The 17,382-nt window shown below is 67.4% G+C and carries 11 protein-coding genes and 1 pseudogene; all 12 read right to left on the bottom strand.

Annotated features, from left to right (window positions below; translation table 11 throughout):
• The gene (locus V5F74_RS16060; RefSeq protein ID WP_394009170.1) at nt 1–2,130 is read right to left on the bottom strand and encodes a TRAP transporter permease; all 2,130 of its coding nucleotides are present in this window, start codon (nt 2,128–2,130) and stop codon (nt 1–3) included.
• Between the two features lie 101 nt (nt 2,131–2,231).
• Nucleotides 2,232–3,209, bottom strand: a complete 978-nt coding sequence (locus tag V5F74_RS16055; protein ID WP_394009168.1) for a TAXI family TRAP transporter solute-binding subunit — start codon at nt 3,207–3,209, stop codon at nt 2,232–2,234.
• Nucleotides 3,210–3,339: 130 nt separating this feature from the next.
• Nucleotides 3,340–4,518 carry an NnrS family protein gene (locus V5F74_RS16050; RefSeq protein WP_394009166.1) on the bottom strand — a complete coding sequence of 393 codons (1,179 nt, stop codon included), beginning with the start codon at nt 4,516–4,518 and terminating at the stop codon, nt 3,340–3,342.
• 33 nt (nt 4,519–4,551) lie between these two features.
• Nucleotides 4,552–5,583: a GTP 3',8-cyclase MoaA gene (moaA, locus tag V5F74_RS16045; protein WP_394009164.1), complete on the bottom strand. Its 1,032-nt coding sequence runs from the start codon at nt 5,581–5,583 to the stop codon at nt 4,552–4,554.
• Between the two features lie 178 nt (nt 5,584–5,761).
• Nucleotides 5,762–6,421: pseudogene (locus V5F74_RS16040) on the bottom strand (carbonic anhydrase); the annotation flags it as partial.
• Nucleotides 6,408–6,794: a hypothetical protein gene (locus tag V5F74_RS16035; RefSeq protein ID WP_394009162.1), complete on the bottom strand. Its 387-nt coding sequence runs from the start codon at nt 6,792–6,794 to the stop codon at nt 6,408–6,410. The gene V5F74_RS16035 and the pseudogene V5F74_RS16040, both read right to left, overlap by 14 nt.
• Before the next feature lie 9 nt (nt 6,795–6,803).
• Nucleotides 6,804–7,646, bottom strand: coding sequence for a peptidylprolyl isomerase (locus V5F74_RS16030; protein ID WP_394009160.1), 843 nt, complete (start codon nt 7,644–7,646; stop codon nt 6,804–6,806).
• Between the two features lie 5 nt (nt 7,647–7,651).
• A complete protein-coding gene (gene narI, locus V5F74_RS16025) occupies nt 7,652–8,425 on the bottom strand; it encodes a respiratory nitrate reductase subunit gamma (RefSeq protein ID WP_394009158.1) in 774 nt (257 codons plus the stop codon).
• 11 nt (nt 8,426–8,436) lie between these two features.
• Entirely contained in the window at nt 8,437–9,156 is a 720-nt protein-coding gene (gene narJ, locus V5F74_RS16020; RefSeq protein WP_394009156.1) for a nitrate reductase molybdenum cofactor assembly chaperone, read from the bottom strand.
• Nucleotides 9,156–10,691: a nitrate reductase subunit beta gene (narH, locus tag V5F74_RS16015; RefSeq protein WP_394009154.1), complete on the bottom strand. Its 1,536-nt coding sequence runs from the start codon at nt 10,689–10,691 to the stop codon at nt 9,156–9,158. The genes narJ and narH overlap by 1 nt, the downstream gene beginning before the upstream one ends.
• Nucleotides 10,688–14,431 (bottom strand): nitrate reductase subunit alpha, encoded by a 3,744-nt coding sequence (locus V5F74_RS16010; protein ID WP_394009152.1) that lies wholly within the window; start codon nt 14,429–14,431, stop codon nt 10,688–10,690. The genes narH and V5F74_RS16010 overlap by 4 nt, the downstream gene beginning before the upstream one ends.
• A gap of 84 nt (nt 14,432–14,515) precedes the next feature.
• Complete coding sequence (locus tag V5F74_RS16005) at nt 14,516–17,269, bottom strand: nitrate/nitrite transporter (RefSeq protein WP_394009150.1); 2,754 nt, start codon at nt 17,267–17,269, stop codon at nt 14,516–14,518.
• Between the last annotated feature and the right edge of the window lie 113 nt (nt 17,270–17,382).

The raw sequence follows: 17,382 nt of genomic DNA, 5'->3' as shown, positions 1-17,382 counted from the left end.
TTAGGCCACGGCCGGACGCGACCGGTTCTTCCAGTAGTGCCAGCCGATGAAGGCGGCAGAGGCGGCAAAGCCGATCTCGTCGGTCATGGGCAGTGCGAGGATGAGCAGCGCCGCGGCGGCGAAGGCGATGATGCGCTCGATGACGTTGAGCGGCGCCAGCAGATAGCCGGTGGCAGTTGCGGCCCACAGGATGATCGCGACGATCGCCTTCACGAACACATAGGCGACCGCCGGCCAGAAGCCGATGAGATCGGCCATGGGATCGCCGTTCTGCAGCATCAGCGCGGGAGCATAGACCGCCATGAACGGCACCACATAACCCGCCACCGCGATGCGCGTCGCGATCCAGCCGATGGTTTGCCCCGACGCCCCCGCGATGGGCGCCGCCGCGAAGGCGGCCAGCGCCACCGGCGGCGTGAGGTCGGCCATGATGCCGAAATAGAAGACGAACATGTGGGAGACTATGAGCGGCACCCCGAGCGCCAGCAGCGCCGGTCCGGCGATGGAGGCGGTGATGATGTAGTTCGGGATGGTGGGCAGCCCCATGCCGAGGATGAGGCAGGCGATCATGGTCAGCACCAGCGACAGGAACAGCGAGTTCTTGCCCACCTCCACCACGAACGTTGCGAAGGTGGTGGCGACGCCGGTCAGGGTGAACACGCCGATCATTGTGCCCACCAGCGCGCAAGCGATGCCCACGGGCAGCGCGTTGCGGGCGCCGTCCGCCATGCTCTCGATGCTGATGCGCAGCGTCTCGCGCCCACCCTTCACGAAGAACAGGATCGCCACCAGCACCGCGATGACCGTGGCGACGCCGTTGATGCCGTATTCGACGAAGCTCGCCGCCGACAGGCCGAGCACGATCCAGAACACTACCCTCAGCCCGTAAGGCCCGATCAACCGGGCCACCGGCGCGCCCAGCACGATGAGGGCGGTCAGCGCGAGACCCACCGTGCCAGCGAACAGCGGCGTGTAGCCGGAGAACAGCAGCCACACCAGCGCCGCCAGCGGCAGGATGAGGTACCAGTTGTTCTTGAGCGCCAGCCATGCATTGGGGCACTTGTCCTTGGGCAGGCCGGAGAGGCCGTCCTTGCCGGCCTCCAGATGCACCATGGCGAAGACGGTGAAGAAATAGAGGAAGGCCGGGATCACCGCCGCGGTTGCGATGGTGGCATAGGGGACATCGATGGTCTCAGCCATGATGAAGGCGACCGCTCCCATCACCGGCGGCATGATCTGCCCGCCCATGGAGGCGGTGGCCTCCACCGCGCCGGCGAAGGCCGGCTTGTAGCCGAAGCGCTTCATGAGCGGGATGGTGAACTGTCCCGTGGTGACCACGTTGGCCACGCCCGAGCCGTTGATGGTGCCCATCAGCGCCGAGGAGATCACCGCCACCTTGGCCGGGCCGCCCTTGGCGTGGCCCACCGTGCCCATGGCGAGATCGTTGAACAGCTGGATCATCCCGGCGCGCTCGAGAAAGGCGCCGAACAGGATGAACAGGAAGATGAAGGAGGAGGAGACGTAGGTGGGCGTGCCGTAGATGCCTTCGGTGCCGAGGAACATCTGGTCCACCACCTGCACATAGTCGAACGGGCGGTGGTCGAGGGGCGCGGGCAGGTATTCGCCGAACAGGCCGTAGAGAATGAAGCCACCGCACATGATGGGCAGCGAAGCGCCCATGAGCCGGCGCGAACCCTCGAACACCAGCGCCACGGCAATGCTGCCGACCACGATGTCCAGGGTGGAGGGATCGCCCGCGCGCTGGATCAGCGCGGCGTAGAACACCCAATGATAAAGCCCGACGACGAAGGAGAATATGCCGAGGCCCCACAGCACGAGGCGCTCGGTGCCGGTCTTGTGGTTGGCGGCGATGGCGAACACCACGAGCAGCAGGAAGCCCACATGGATCGAGCGCACCACCTGGCTGGCGAGCGGGCTCCAGGCCGCCGTGATGACCTGGAAGGTGGAGAAGGCCACCGCGATCCAGAACACCGTGCGGCCCCACGTCCCCGGCCCCCAGGTGAGGTCGAGCAGCGCGTCGTCCACCACCACGGGCGCGCCGTGGTCGGGATTGTTCACGTCGTGGCTCACCGGCGGGGCGGTCTGCGGGGTGTGGAGCGAGGAGGTCATGGATCAGGGCTCGCGGGCGGCTGGCACAGTCTGGAACGGGAAACGGCGGCGCTGGAGCGCGCCGCCGGCAAGGCAATCGAGCGGGCGTCTAGCCCCTCGGATCAGGGCGTGACGCCCTTTTCCTTGAAGAACTTCTCGGCTCCCGGATGGAACGCCACCGGCGAACCCTTCATGGCATTCGCGAGGGTGATGGACTTCGCTGCGGAATGGGCGGCGGCCAGTTCCGGCAGGTTTTCGTAGATGGCCTTGGTGATGGCGTAGACCTCATCGTCCTTCAGATCGGACCGGGTGACGAGGAAATTCGGCACGGCGGCCGTCGCCACGTCCGCGCTCTGGCCCTCATACGTACCCGCCGGGATGGTGGTCTTGAGATAGGGTGCGCCGATCTTGTCGATCACCGCGCCGGGCACCTCCACCACCACGATCGGCACCGAGTTCGCGAGATCCTTGATGGAGGCGACGCCGAGGCCGGCGGACTGCAGCGTGGCGTCGAGCTGGCGGTTCTTCATCAGCTCCACGGATTCGGCGAAGGGCAGGTATTCGATCTTTCCGAGGTCCTCATACTTGAGGCCGGCCGCATTGAGAATGGCGCGGGCATTGAGTTCCGTGCCGGATTTGGGCGCGCCCACGGAGAGGCGCTTGCCCTTGAGATCGGCGATGGTCTTGATGCCGGAATCCTTGGAGGCCACGATCTGGATGTAGTTGGGATAGATGCCGCCCAGCGCCCGCACCTTGGTGAGCGGGGTCTTGAAGCCGGCCTCTTCCTTGCCGGCCGCGCCGTCGGCGAGGCTGTCCGCGAGGGTGAATGCGACTTCGCCCTTGCCCTGCTGGATGAGGTTCAGATTCTCCACCGACGCCTTGGTCGCCTGCACCGAGGGGCGGGTGCCCGGCACCTTCTCGCCGATGAGCTTCGAGATCGCAACGCCAAGCGGATAATAGACACCGGACGTCCCGCCGGTGAGGACGTTGACGAACTCGGCCCGTGCGGCGGCCGGGGCGAGGGCGAGCGCGCAGGAGAGGGCGGCTGCGGCGAGATGGGCGGGTCGAAAGGCTTTGGCTGCGGCGGACAGGCGCTGCATTGGCGTGCTCCCTTGTTATCGATCGTTGCAGGGAGGCTACCGTCTCGCACCGTAAAGGCCAGCGCCTTTCTGACTCTTGCGACTAAAGTCGTATGCGTGGTTGCCGAGTATGGCCAAGCTTCATCCGACCTCAACTCCGTCGTACCAGCATTGGCCCGTAGATGATGACGAAGCCGGTGAACGCGGCGCACCAGAAGGCGGCCGCGGCCAGCATGAGCGTTGCCATCCATTGAGGGAGGCAAGCCATGGCCACGCGCGCCACAAGTGCTGCAACGACAAGGAGATAGACCGCGACGGTGCCGGGCGTTGCGGCAAGCGCCTGGCCGGAATGGCCGAGGGTCGCCCGTGTCATCATGGCCAAAGTCATGCCGCCGATGCCGCCGATGGCCCAGACGTGGAGCCCGACGGCGGGCGGCACATGATCCGGCGCCAGCGCCGTCGCTCCGGCCGCGAGGAAGCCCAGCGCCACCAGCAGGAAGGCGCCGTGCAGCACCAGAACCAGCGGGTCGGCGAAGGTCCGCCAGCCGCGCCAGCGGGCGAGCCGGGCCAGGGATGCAAGGCCGCCCGCGATCAGCGCGATGCCGGTCAAGCCCTTGTCGGGAAAGGCGATCCAGCCAATGAGCGCCAGCGCGGAAATGCCGAGGGCATAGGCATCCCAGCGGTCGAACGGCGCCGGCCGTTGCTCATTCGGTCGCCGGGCTAGCCAGTTGCCGGTGAAGCTCGGCACCACCCGGCCGCCGAACAGGAGGATGAGGAAGACGATCAGTGCCAGAGCCGCCCGCCCCGCATGGTCAGCATCGCCGGTGAAATGGGCTTCCAGATGGAAGGCGAGATTGGCGCCGGCGAGCAAGCCCACCACAGCTATAACTTTGAGATTGCGCCAGTTTTTCCCCGCCGTGACCTCCCGCGCCACCACCAGCGTGAAGACGGCGAGGAAGGCCACGTCGATCCCCGCCGCCGTGGCCCAGCCGATCTTGGCGGAGACGAGCACGGCGGCGCGGCCCGCAAACCAAAGCAGGACAAGGCTTCCGAGAGCATTTCCCGCCACCGGCAGGCGGCCAGTCCAGTTGGGGATGGCGGTGAGAAGGAAGCCGGCGATGACGGCGGCGCCGTAGCCGAACAGCATCTCGTGGGCGTGCCATTCCACAGCGGAAAATGCAGTCGGGATAATGACTTCGCCGAGGAATACGGCCGGCCAGACGGCGATGGCGACGAGGGCGAACAGGCCGGCGCCGAGGAAGAAGGGGCGGAAGCCCCGGCTCAGCAGGGCGAGGCCGGTGAAGGCGCGGAAAGTGGCGGCGGTTCGCATGGCTACAGTCCTGAAATATAGAAAGAATTTACCTCAGCCACCCAGCGCTGACATATGCCGTGCCAGGGCCGGGGTGCCGCCGCGGGTGATGACGAAATCGTGCCCGCGGGGCTTCGCGCGGATGGCCTCGGCGATGGCCTCCACCATCGCTGCCTCGCCGCCAGTGCGCAGGCAAGTCTTTAGATCCACTGCATTTTCCTGACCGAGGCAGGTGTAGAGAACACCCGTCGCGCTTACCCGGATACGGTTACAGCTCTCGCAGAAGGAGTGGCTCATGGGGGTGATGAAGCCGATGCGGCCTCCGGTTTCCGCGACGCGGGCGTAGCGGGCGGGGCCGCCGGTGCGCTCCGGCGTGTCCACGAGGGAAAAGTGCTGCTCGATCAAGGCCCTGAGCTTGTCGAGCGGCAGGTATTGGTCGACCCGGTCCACCCCCACGTCGCCCAGTGGCATGGTCTCGATGAAGGTGATGTCCATGCCATGCCGGTGCGCGAATTCGATGAGTTTCACCACGTTGCCGGGTGTGGAATTGGCGAGTGCCACCACGTTCAGTTTCACAGTCAGTCCGGCATTCAGCGCCGCACGGATTCCGTCCATCACGACGGCCAGCGATCCGCGCCGGGTGACCTGCCGAAAGGTATCAGGATCCAGCGTATCGAGGGACACATTCACCCGCCGCACCCCGAGGCGGGCGAGGTCGTCCGCGTGGCGGGCGAGCTGGGTGCCGTTGGTGGTCAGCGTCAGCTCCTTCAGCGCGCCGGAGGCGAGGTGACGGGAGAGGGAGGCGACGAGGTCCATGATGCCCCGCCTCACCAGCGGCTCGCCGCCGGTGAGGCGCAGCTTGGTGACGCCCTGGCGGATGAAAGCGGTGGCGAGGCGGTCCAGCTCCTCGATGGAGAGCACCTCGTTGCGCGGCAGGAAGGTCATGTCCTCCGCCATGCAATAGACGCAGCGCAAATCGCAGCGGTCGGTCACGGAGAGGCGCAGATAGGTGATGCGGCGGCCGAACAGGTCGATGAGCGAGCAGGGAGAGGCCGGCACAGGGCAGGGGGCGATCTGGGTGGGCATGTCAGGCCTCCTCCGCCGCGCGGGCGGATGGCGGGGGGAAGGCGCCGCAGCTACAGGCGCCGCGACCGCAGGCCGCAAGCTCGGGGAAGGCCTCCGCGTCGAGCTCCAGGAAGGCGGCGATGGCGTGCCGGCGGGCGGCGGTCATGGGCTCGGCCGGGGCGGCGATGAGGGCGTCGAGCGCGGGCAAAGCGGCGAAGTCTTCGGGCGAGGAGATGGTGGTGCCGAGGTCGCGCAGGAGGCCGTCGCCGATGCCGTAGATCCAGCCATGCACGGTGATGCGGTGGCCGCGCGCCCAGGCGGATTTCATGACCGGCGTGGCGGCGAGGCGGCGCATCTGCAAGGCGACGTTCAGCTCGCACATGCGGTCGATCTGCCGGGCGGCATCGCCGGCCGCCGCGATGTCCCGGCGGTGGCGGCAATAGAGATCGACGATGGGGGCGAGCCAGTGGTCCACCAGCGCGCTGCCGCCGGTGCCGGCGGCATTCTCCAGCGCGCGCCGCACGCCGCCGCAGCCATAATGGCCGCAGACGATGACATGGCGCACGCCCAGCACTTCCACGGCGAATTCCAGCACTGCCAGCATGTTCATGTCGCTGGAGTGGATGACGTTGGCGATGTTGCGGTGGACGAACAGCTCGCCGGGGTCGAGCCCCACCACGTCGTTGGCCGGCACCCGGCTGTCGGAGCAGCCGACCCACAGGAAGCGCGGTGCCTGCTGCTCGGCGAGGCGGCGGAAGAAGGTGGGGTCCTCTTCCGTCTTGGCACGCGCCCAGGCGAGATTGTTGTCGAACAATTCGTCGAGGATGCCGTCCGGACGGGGGCGCTCAGCCGTGCCCATGGTGGCCCCCACCGTGCCCTCCACCCCCGCAGCCGCCACCTCCGCCGCAGCCGCAGCCATCATGGCCTGCGTCTTCGGCTTCGCGGGCGGCGGCCGCATCGTCCTTCAGGGCCCATTCGGTCATGGTCCTGAGGCAGGTGGCGGCGGGGTCGGTGCTGCGCTCCAGCGCGGTCATCAGCGCCAGCCAGTCCTCGTCGCCCGCCTGATCGCCGAAGCGGGCGCAGGCGGAGGCGGCATAGTCCGCCGCGCTCTCCCCATAGGGCGCCCCGGCCGCATCGGCGCGGGCGACGAGGGAGAGATCGCCGAGGCCGAGGAGGGTTTCCTGCGCAAAGCGTTCATCGCGCAGGCGCCGCAGCAGGCTTCCGAGCAGCATGGCGGCCCCCTATTGCACGAGGGGCGATTGCGCCCCTTCCATGGAGATGCCGCGAATGTCGGCGCGGCCGATGAGCAGGCTTACATACTGGCGCATGGCGGCGTGCCAGGAGGACAGCTCCAGATGGCCGGCAATGGCCTCCCGTACCATCTCGAACGGCAGGTCTCGCCCCTCAACCCGATGAGCAAGACGCACGATGTGGAAGCCGTAGCGCGTCTCCACCGGCACGGGGTGGATGGCGCCCGGCGCCATGGCCGCCAGCGCCGCCTCGAACTCCGGCACGGTCTGGCCCTTGCCGATCTGGCCGAGGCTGCCGCCCACCTCGCGGGAGGGGCAGGCGGACGTTTCGCGCGCCGCGGTCTCGAACGCCACGGCGCCCGAGAGAAGGGCTTTGAGCAAGGCGTCGGCCTGCTCCCGCGCCGCCTGCCGCGCGTCCGCGTCGGCCGGATCGGCGGCGATGAGGATGTGCGCCACCTCATAGAGGTCGCCGGTGCGGAAGAGGGCGGGGTTGCGCGCGAAATAGCGCCGGCAGGTGGCCTCGTCCGCCGTGGGCACCTTCACCTCTTGCTCGAGCAGGGCGCGGATGACCGCCTCCTCCTCGGTCTCGCGGCGGTCCTCGTCGTCCTCCTCCGGCACGGCGGCGATGCCGAGGCGGTCGGCCTCGGCGAGGAGCAGCTGGCGCACCACGAGGGCATGGGATGCGGCCTGCCATGCGGCGGCGGGGTCCGACGCCGCATGGTTCTGCGCCTCGCGGGCGATGTCGGCGCGGGCGATGGTGACGCCGTCCACGGAGAGTTCCTGCGGCCGGCGCCCGGCGGGGCGGGGTGCGGTGCGGCTGACGATCTCGACCATGGCTTTCACTCCGCCGGATTGCTGAGAGGACGGGCGGCGGGGCGCACGGCCGCCGTCGCCGGCTGCGGGTGCATCGCGACCGGCTTGCGGGCAGGCCGGCGCGAGCGCACCACCTGATAGCCGGGCCGGCCGAGATACCAGACCGGCGCGCTCCACACATGCACGAGGCGGGTGAAGGGGAAGACGAGGAAGATCGTCATGCCCAGCACGAGGTGCGCCTTGAAGATGGGGCTCACGTCCGCCACATAGGCGGCCGCTGCCGGCTGGAGGGTGAGGATGCCCTGCGCCCAGTTCATGAACTTCACCATCTCGTGCCCGTCCATGTGATGCAGCGAGACGAAGATGGTGGAGAGGCCGAGCGTGAGCTGCACCCACAGCAGCAGCAGGATGGCGGTGTCGCCGAAGCTGGAATTGGCCCGGATGCGCGGATCGAACAGCCGGCGGTGGGCCAGGAGCGCGATGCCGATGAAGCACATCACCCCGGCGATGCCGCCCACGGTGATGGCGAGGCCCTGCTTGAAGGAATGCGAGATGCCCAGCGCATCGAACACCCAGATGGGGGTGAGGAGGCCCCCGGCGTGGCCGATGAAGATGACGAGGATGCCCACATGGAAGAGGTTCGATCCCCAGCGCAATTGCCGCTTGCGCAGCAGCTGCGAGGAGCCGGTCTTCCAGGTGTATTGCTCGCGGTCGAACCGGATGAGGCTGGCGACGAGGAACACCGTGAGGCAGAGGTAGGGATACCAGCCGAACAGGGCTGAATTGATGGCCTGCGACATGGTCGTCTCCTTCAGGCGGCAGGTTGAGGCGCCGGGTGGCGCACATCGCGCTGGGCGGCGCGGAGCTGGGTGCGGAAGCGATCGACGCCGCAGGAGGCGGCATCGCCGGGGCCGAAGGTGACGGCGGTCTCCTCCCACTCCTTGTCCAGCGCATTGAGGTCGAGGGCAGCGAGGTCTTCGGTGTGGGGCACGGGCTCCTGTGTGGGCGCCAACACCGCTTCGGCACCAGCAAGGTGGCGCACGGCGGTGAGCACGGCGGCATAGAGCGAGCCGCGCTCGCCAAGGCGCTCTTCCAGGGTGGCGAGGATGTGGTCCACGTCGGCGAGCAGCCCCTGCGCCTCCGCCTCCGGACGGGTGGCGAGGAACTCCAGGAACAGGGGCAGAAAATCCGGCAGCTCGTTGGCGTCGATGGCGAGGCCGCCCTGCGCGTAGAGCGCCGCGAGGTCCACCATGGCCTGCCCGCGGTCGCGGCTTTCCCCATGCACATGCTCGAACAGGTGCAGGGACAGGCGCCGGGTGCGGTCGAAGAGGCTCACATAAGCCTCTTGCAGGTCGTAGAGGTCTTCGCCCGCCAGCGAGCGCAGCAGCGGCATGAGGCCGAGGCGGGTGGGGGCATCGAGCTGGCCGTCTTCGGTGAGCGCCTCGGCGAGGTGGGGCGCCGCATCCTGCAATGCCGCCTCGGGATAGAGGAGGAGGCGGGAGAGGGCCTTGAGGGTGAGGTTGTCGTCCATCACTCCACCTCCATCGGTGTCTTGGTGCGCCGGCCGGGCGTGTGGGTGGGGCTGCCGAACAGGTTCACATCGCTGTCCCCGCCCGAGCAGCCGTTGCCGAAGGAGAAGCCGCACGAGCCGCGCAGGTCGAACGGGTCTTCCCCCGCCTCGCGATGGGCGGTGGGGATGACGAAGCGGTCCTCGTAATTGGCGATGGCCATGGTCTGGTACATGTCCTCGATGTCCGCGCCGGTGAGGCCGACCTTGGTGGCGATGCCGCCATCGATGCGTCCGTCCACCGTCTTCGCCCGCATGTAGGCGCGCATGGCGAGCATGCGTTCCAGCGCCAGGGCGACCGGCTCCTCGTTGCCGGCGGTGAGGAGATTGGCGAGGTAGCGCAGCGGGATGCGCAGGGAGCGCACGTCCGGCATCTCGCCATCCATGCCCATCTTGCCGGCGGTGGCGGCGGACTGGATGGGCGAGAGCGGCGGCACGTACCAGACCATGGGCAGGGTGCGGTATTCGGGATGGAGCGGGAAGGCGACCTTCCACTCCATGGCCATCTTCCAGATGGGCGAGACCTTCGCCGCCTCGATCCAGGCATCGGGCACGCCATCGGCGCGGGCCTGGGCGATGACGGCGGGGTCCTTCGGATCGAGGAAGAGGTCGAGCTGGGCCTGGTAGAGCTTCTTCTCGTCCTTCACGCTGGCCGCTTCCTCGATGCGGTCGGCGTCATAGAGCAGCACGCCGAGATAGCGGATGCGCCCGACGCAGGTCTCCGAGCACACGGTGGGCTGGCCCGCCTCGATGCGGGGATAGCAGAAGATGCACTTCTCCGATTTTCCCGAAGACCAGTTGTAGTAGATCTTCTTGTAGGGGCAGCCCGACACGCACATGCGCCAGCCCCGGCACTTGTCCTGATCGATGAGGACGATGCCGTCCTCCTCGCGCTTGTAGATGGCGCCGGAGGGGCAGGCGGCCGCGCAGGTGGGGTTCAGGCAGTGCTCGCACAGGCGTGGCAGGTACATCATGAAGGTGTTTTCGAACTGGCCGTAGATCTCGGCCTGCACACCCTCGAAGTTCACATCCTTGCGCCGCTTGGCGAACTCGCCGCCCAGGATCTCCTCCCAGTTCGGCCCCCACTCGATCTTCTCCATCCGCTCGCCGGAAACGAGGGAGCGCGGGCGGGCGGTGGGGAAGGCTTTCGATTCCTTGGCGGTGTGCAGGTGCTCGTAATCGAAGGTGAAGGGCTCGTAATAGTCGTCGATCTCCGGCAGATCCGGATTGGCGAAGATGTTGGCGAGCACCCGCCATTTCGCACCGATGCGCGGCTCGATCTTGCCGTTCTGCTTGCGGCGCCAGCCGCCGTTCCACTTCTTCTGGTTCTCCCACTCGCGGGGGTAGCCGACGCCGGGCTTGGTCTCCACATTGTTGAACCAGGCGTATTCCACGCCCTGGCGGCTGGTCCACACGTTCTTGCAGGTGACGGAGCAGGTGTGACACCCGATGCACTTGTCGAGGTTCAGCACCATGGCGATCTGGGCGCGGATCTTCATTGGGCCATCTCCTTTTCGGAAGCGGCCGGCAGCTCGTCCTCGAGCCAATCGACCTTGTTCATCTTGCGCACCACCACGAACTCGTCGCGGTTGGCGCCGACCGTGCCGTAATAGTTGAAGCCATAGGATTGCTGGGCGTAGCCGCCGATCATGTGGGTCGGCTTCAGCACCGTGCGCGTCACGGAATTATGGATGCCGCCGCGCTTGCCGGTCATCTCCGAGCCGGGGGTGTTAATGATCTTCTCCTGCGCGTGATACATCATGGCCATGCCCGGCATGACGCGCTGGGAGACCACGGCGCGGGCGGTGAGCGCGCCGTTGGCGTTGAACACCTCCACCCAGTCATTGTCGGCAAGGCCGGCCGCGCGGGCGTCGTCCTCGCTGATCCAGATCACCGGCCCGCCCCGGTTGAGCGTGAGCATGAGCAGATTGTCAGTATAGGTGGAGTGGATGCCCCACTTCTGGTGCGGGGTGAGGAAGTTGAGCACGATCTCGGTATTGCCGTTGGGCTTGGCATTGCGATGGCCGGGGATGGTCTTCAGATCCACCGGCGGCTTCCAGGTGACGAGCTCCTCGCCGAAGGCCCGCATCCACAGATGGTCCTGGTAGAGCTGCTGGCGGCCGGTCAGCGTGCGCCAGGGGATCAGCTCGTGGACGTTGGTGTAGCCGGCGTTGTAGCAAACCTTCTCGCTCTCGATGCCCGACCAGGTGGGCGAGGAGATGATCTTGCGCGGCTGCGCCTGCACATCGCGGAAGCGGATCTTCTCGTCTTCCTTGGGCAGCGCCAGATGGGCGTGCTCGCGGCCGGTGTTCTGGGAGAGGGCCTCCCACGCCTTCACCGCCACCTCGCCATTGGTCTCCGGCGCCAGCATGAGGATGACCTCGGCGGCGTCGATGTCGGTCTCGATCTTGGCGAGGCCTTTGGCCGGACCGTCGCGATGGGTGCCGTTGAGGGCGCGCAGGGCCTCCACCTCATGCCCGGTCTTCCAGCTGATGCCCTTGCCGCCGTTGCCGATTTTCTCCATCAGCGGGCCGAGGGCGGTGAAGCGGGCGTAGGTCGCGGGATAGTCCCGCTCCACCACGGTCACGCTGGGCATGGTCTTGCCGGGAATGGGCTCCACCTCGCCCTTGCGCCAGTCCTTCACATCCAGCGCCTGCGCGATCTCGGCGGGCGTGTCGTGGAGGATGGGGGTGAGCACCGTGTCGGCCTCCACCCCCAGCACTTCGGGTGCCACGGCCGAGAAGGTGCGGGCGAGGCCCTTGTAGATGTCCCAGTCGGAACGCGCTTCCCACGCCGGGTCCACGGCTGCGGACAGCGGGTGGATGAAGGGGTGCATGTCCGAAGTATTCAGGTCGTTCTTCTCGTACCAGGTGGCGGTGGGCAGCACGATGTCCGAGTAGACGCAGGTGGTGGACATGCGGAAGTCCAGCGTCACCAGCAGATCGAGCTTGCCGGTGGGCGCTTCCTCATGCCACGCGACTTCCGTGTTGCGCACCGCGCCCTCGCTGCCGAGGTCCTTGCCCATCACGCCGTGCTGGGTGCCGAGCAGGTGCTTGAGGAAGTATTCGTGCCCCTTGCCCGAGGACCCCAGCAGGTTCGAGCGCCAGACGAAGAGGTTGCGCGGCCAGTTGTCCGGGTGGTCCGGGTCGTGGCAGGAGAGTTCCAGCTCGCCGCTCTTCAACGCCGAGGCGACATAGTCCTTCACCTCCTTGCCGGCGGCCTTGGCCTTGGCGGCGATGGCGAGGGGGTTCTGCTTCAATTGCGGGGCGGAGGGCAGCCAGCCCATGCGCTCGGCGCGGACGTTGTAGTCGATGAAGCTCTTGTCCCACTCGCCCTTGGGCGCGGTGGGGGAGAGGATTTCGCCGGCGGTCAGCGTCTCGTAGCGCCACTGGTCCGTGTGGGCATACCAGAAGGAGGTGGCGTTCTGGTGCCGGGGCGGGCGCGACCAGTCGAGCCCGAAGGCCAGCGGCTGCCAGCCGGTCTGCGGGCGCAGTTTCTCCTGCCCCACATAATGCGACCAGCCGCCGCCGGACTGGCCGATGGCGCCGCAGAACACCAGGAGGTTGATGACCCCCCGGTAGTTCATGTCCATGTGATACCAGTGGTTCATGGCCGCGCCGATGATGATCATCGAGCGCCCGTTGGTCTTTTCCGCATTGGTAGCGAACTCGCGCGCCACGGTGATGATGGCATCGCGCTTCACGCCGGTGATGCGCTCTGCCCAGGCGGGGGTGAAGGGCACGTCCTCGTCATAGGAGACGGCGACGTTGCCGCCGCCGAAGCCGCGGTCGAGGCCGTAATTGGCCATCATGAGATCGTAGACGGTGGCGACCTTCATCACGCTGCCGTCGGCGCCCTGCACGAGGCGCACGGGCAGGTTGCGGGTCAGCACCTCGCCATGGTCGGTGGAGACGAAATGCTCGGTGGCGCGGCCGCCGAAATAGGGGAAGTCCACGGCCGCGATCTCGTCCGCATGGTCCTCCAGCGAGAGGCGCAGGCGCAGGGCGCGGCCGGTGCCGTCCTTCTCCTCCAGATTCCATTTCGCCTGCTCGCCCCAGCGGTGGCCGATGGAGCCGACGGGGGCGACGAGATCGCCGCTCGCCTCATCGAAGGCGACGGTCTTCCACTCGGGATTGTTGGTCTCGCCGAGGCCGCCGGGCAGGTCCGATGCGCGCAGCATCCGCTCCGCCACGAGACGCCCGTCGCGCTCCACGAGCCGCACGAGGAAAGGCATGTCCGAGTAACGACGCAGGTAATCGTCGAAGTAGGGCACCTGCCGGTCAAGGTGATATTCGTGCAGGATCACATGGCCCATGGCGAGGGCCAGCGCGGCGTCGGTGCCCTGCTTGGGGTTCAGCCAGATGTCGGCGAATTTGGTGGCCTCGGCATAATCCGGCGTCACCACCGCGCTCTTGGTGCCCTTGTAGCGCACCTCGGTGTAGAAATGGGCGTCCGGCGTGCGCGTCTGCGGCACGTTGGAGCCCCACACGATGATGAAGCCGGCATTGTACCAGTCGGCGCTTTCCGGCACGTCGGTCTGCTCGCCCCAGGTCTGGGGAGAGGCCGGCGGCAGGTCGCAATACCAGTCGTAGAAGGAGAGGCACACGCCGCCGAGCAGCGAGAGATAGCGCGCCCCCGCCGCGTAGGACACCATGGACATGGCCGGGATGGGCGAGAAGCCCGCCACCCGGTCCGGGCCATGGGTGCGGATGGTGTGGGCGTTGGCGGCGGCGATGATCTCGTTCACCTCGTCCCAGCTGGCGCGCACGAGCCCGCCATGGCCACGGATGGAGGTGTAGGAGGCGCGCTTTTCCGCATCGCCGACGATGGAGGCCCAGGCGGCGACCGGCGGCAGCTTCGCCCGCGCCTCGCGCCAGAGCTTGAGGAGGCGCCCGCGCACCATGGGGTGCTTCACCCGCGCGCCGGAATAGAGATACCAGCTGTAGGAGGCGCCACGGGCGCAGCCGCGGGGCTCATGGTTCGGCAGGTCCGGGCGGGTGCGGGGATAGTCCGTCTGCTGGGTTTCCCAGGTGACGATGCCGCCCTTCACATAGATCTTCCACGAGCAGGAGCCGGTGCAGTTCACGCCGTGGGTGGAGCGCACGATCTTGTCGTGCTGCCAGCGCTTCCTGTAGCCGTCCTCCCACGAGCGATCCTCGTGGGTGACGATGCCGTGGCCGTTGGCGAAGGGCTCGGTCTCGCGGCGGAAGAAGGTGAGCCGGTCGAGGAAATGGGACATGGGTAGAGCCTTCCGTGTGTTTTCGCTCAAGCGCCGCGCGGGCTTGACCAGCGGTTCGCGAGCCGGGCTCGCGAACCGCTGGTGCTACGCGGCCGCAGCCGGACGGGGAGTGGCGCGCGGGGCGATCCCGCGCTCGATGTCGTGGAGGAGGCCGCCCTTGCGGGTGTAGACAGCCCAGGTGATGACCAGGCAGCTCACATAGAAGCCGAGGAAGGCCCAGAGCGCCGCCTCCGGCCCGCCCGTCAGCGCGATGGAGGTGCCGTAGCCTTTGGGGATGAAGAAGGCCCCGAAGGCGGCAATCGCCGAGGTGAAGCCGGTGATGGCCGCCGCCTCCTTCTCCGCCTGCTTGCGGCGCGCCTCCGCATCGGCGGCGGGCATCAGGCGGTCCATCTCCTTCGCCATGATCGCGGGGATCATCTGGAAGGTGGAGGCGTTGCCGACGCCGGTGGCGAAGAACAGCACCAGGAAGGCCGCGAAGAAGGCCGAGAAGGCCCAGGGCTCGGCGCGCATGCCGATGGCCCACAGCACGCCCGAGACGCCCACCATCATCAGCACGAAGACGAACAGCGTCACCCGTCCGCCGCCGTAGCGGTCCGCCAGCCAGCCCGTGCCGGAGCGGGCGAGGGCGCCGACCAGCGGGCCGAGGAAGGCGTAGGAGAGCGCGTTCACCTCCGGGAAGAGGATGTTGGTGAGGAGGGGAAAGCCCGCGGAATAGCCGATGAAGGAGCCGAACGTCCCCGTATAGAGCCAGCACATGATCCAGTTGTGCTTGCGCTGGAAGATCACCGACTGCTCACGGAACGAGGCGCGGGCGTCGGCGATGTCGTTCATGCCGAACCACGCGCCGAAGGCCGAGAGCACGATGAAGGGCACGAAGACGAAGCCGGCATTCTGCAGCCACAGGGGCGCCGGCCCCGCCGCCGCCTTCACCATGGCCGGATCGCCGCCGAACTTCCCGAACAGGCCCATGGTGATGACCAGCGGCACCACGAACTGCACCACGCTGACCCCGAGGTTGCCGAGGCCGGCATTCAGCGCCAGCGCGTTGCCCTTCTCCGCCTTGGGGAAGAAGAAGGAGATGTTGGCCATGGAGGAGGCGAAGTTGCCGCCGCCGAAGCCGCACAGCAGCGCGAGGATGAGCAGCACCACATAGGGCGTGTCCGGGTTCTGCACCGCATAGCCGATGCCGAGCGCGGGGATGATGAGCGACCAGGTGGTGAGCGTCGTCCAGAGCCTCCCGCCGAAGATCGGCACCATGAAGGAATAGAAGATGCGCAGCGTCGCGCCCGTGAGACCGGGGAGCGCGGCGAGCCAGAACAGCTGGTCGGTTGTGAACCTGAAGCCCACCAGCGGCAGCTTCGCCACCACCACCGACCACACCTGCCAGATGGCGAAGGACAAGAGCAGCGCCGGGATGGAGAGCCAAAGGTTGCGCCGGGCGATGGCGCGGCCGGTGGAGGCCCAGAAGGCCTTGTCCTCGGGCCGCCAGTCGGTCAGCACCGCGCCGGCCTTGCGGGCGGGCAGGGCTGGCGTCGGCATGCCCTGCATTTCCGGCAGCTCGGGCAGGCTGGCCAGCGCGGGAGCGGAGGCTTCCTTTTCCATGTGGCGGATGGCGAGGTGCATCCAGGCCAGCGCCCCGACCGCGATGACGAACAGCAGCATGAAGCAGCTGGTCCACAGGCCGGTGAGATCGTTGAGCACGCCGAAGGCAAGCGGCAGCACGAAGCCGCCGAGGCCGCCGATCATCCCCACGAGGCCGCCCACGGCGCCCACATTGTTGGGGTAATAGACCGGGATGTGCTTGTAGACCGCGGCCTTGCCCAGGGCCATGAAGAAGCCGAGCACGAACACCGTGACGGTGAAGCCGGCGACGCCCATTTCCATGTGGAAGGTGATGGGGCCGTTGATGCCGCGCACCACATAGTCCGTGGGCGGATAGGACAGCACGAAGGTGGCGGCCACCGAGACGAGGAAGGTCCAGTACATCACCCGCCGCGCGCCGTAGACGTCGGAGAGATGCCCGCCATAGGCGCGGAACAGGCTCGCCGGCACGGAGAAGGCGGCGGCGATCATGCCCGCCTGCTTGATGTCGAGGCCGTAGACCTTCACCAGATACTGGGGCAGCCACAGCGCCAGCGCGACGAAGGCGCCGAAGACGAAGAAATAATAGAGCGAGAAGCGCCACACCTGGACGTTCTTCAGCGGCTCCAGCTCCAGCCACGCGCTCTTCGGCTTGATGCCGAGGTGGCGGCGCTCCACCAGCACCGGATCATCCTTGGTGGTGACGAAGAAGAGCACCGCCATCACCACGAGGGCGGCGGCCCACACCTGCGCCACCATCTGCCAGCCGAAGGCGACCAGCACGAAGGGGGCCAGGAACTTGGTCACCGCCGCGCCCACATTGCCGGCGCCGAAGATACCGAGCGCGGTGCCCTGCTTGCCCGCCGGATACCAGCGCGAGACATAGGCGACGCCCACGGAGAAGGAGCCGCCGGCGATGCCGACGCCCAGCGCCGCCAGCAGGAACTGCGGGTAGGTGTGGGCATAGGTGAGGAGGAAGGTGGCCACTGCCGCCGCCAGCATGGTCAGCGCGAACACGACGCGCCCGCCATACACATCCGCCCACACGCCCAGCGCCACGCGGATGAGCGAGCCGGTGAGGATCGGCGTGCCGATGAGGAGGCCGAACTCGGTGTCCGAGAGGCCGAGATCCTGCCGGATGCGGATGCCGATGATGGAGAAGATCGTCCACACCGCGAAACACACGGTGAAGGCGAGGGTGCTCATGGAAAGGGCGCGCCGCTGGTCGCTTTGGCTCGCCTCGAAAGGGGTGTGCATGGCTTCAACCCGCCAGTTGCAAAGTCGCGGCTGGACCGCGCGTCGCAACCTGCGGCGGGGGCGCCGTGGCTTCTTTGATCTGTATCAGTAATAGACTTCGGTCATCAGAAAAC

The organism is Xanthobacter aminoxidans (genome assembly GCF_043193615.1).
Classification (GTDB): Bacteria; Pseudomonadota; Alphaproteobacteria; order Rhizobiales; family Xanthobacteraceae; genus Xanthobacter; species Xanthobacter aminoxidans.
Note: the sequence above shows the minus strand (reverse complement) of the source record. Positions and strands in the feature narration are given on the sequence as shown.

Coding starts and splice junctions, on each gene's coding strand:
- V5F74_RS16060 (WP_394009170.1), bottom strand. CDS start 2,130: ATGACCTCCTCGCTCCACACCCCGCAGACCGCCCCGCCGGTGAGCCAC.
- V5F74_RS16055 (WP_394009168.1), bottom strand. CDS start 3,209: ATGCAGCGCCTGTCCGCCGCAGCCAAAGCCTTTCGACCCGCCCATCTC.
- V5F74_RS16050 (WP_394009166.1), bottom strand. CDS start 4,518: ATGCGAACCGCCGCCACTTTCCGCGCCTTCACCGGCCTCGCCCTGCTG.
- moaA (WP_394009164.1), bottom strand. CDS start 5,583: ATGCCCACCCAGATCGCCCCCTGCCCTGTGCCGGCCTCTCCCTGCTCG.
- V5F74_RS16035 (WP_394009162.1), bottom strand. CDS start 6,794: ATGCTGCTCGGAAGCCTGCTGCGGCGCCTGCGCGATGAACGCTTTGCG.
- V5F74_RS16030 (WP_394009160.1), bottom strand. CDS start 7,646: ATGGTCGAGATCGTCAGCCGCACCGCACCCCGCCCCGCCGGGCGCCGG.
- narI (WP_394009158.1), bottom strand. CDS start 8,425: ATGTCGCAGGCCATCAATTCAGCCCTGTTCGGCTGGTATCCCTACCTC.
- narJ (WP_394009156.1), bottom strand. CDS start 9,156: ATGGACGACAACCTCACCCTCAAGGCCCTCTCCCGCCTCCTCCTCTAT.
- narH (WP_394009154.1), bottom strand. CDS start 10,691: ATGAAGATCCGCGCCCAGATCGCCATGGTGCTGAACCTCGACAAGTGC.
- V5F74_RS16010 (WP_394009152.1), bottom strand. CDS start 14,431: ATGTCCCATTTCCTCGACCGGCTCACCTTCTTCCGCCGCGAGACCGAG.
- V5F74_RS16005 (WP_394009150.1), bottom strand. CDS start 17,269: ATGCACACCCCTTTCGAGGCGAGCCAAAGCGACCAGCGGCGCGCCCTT.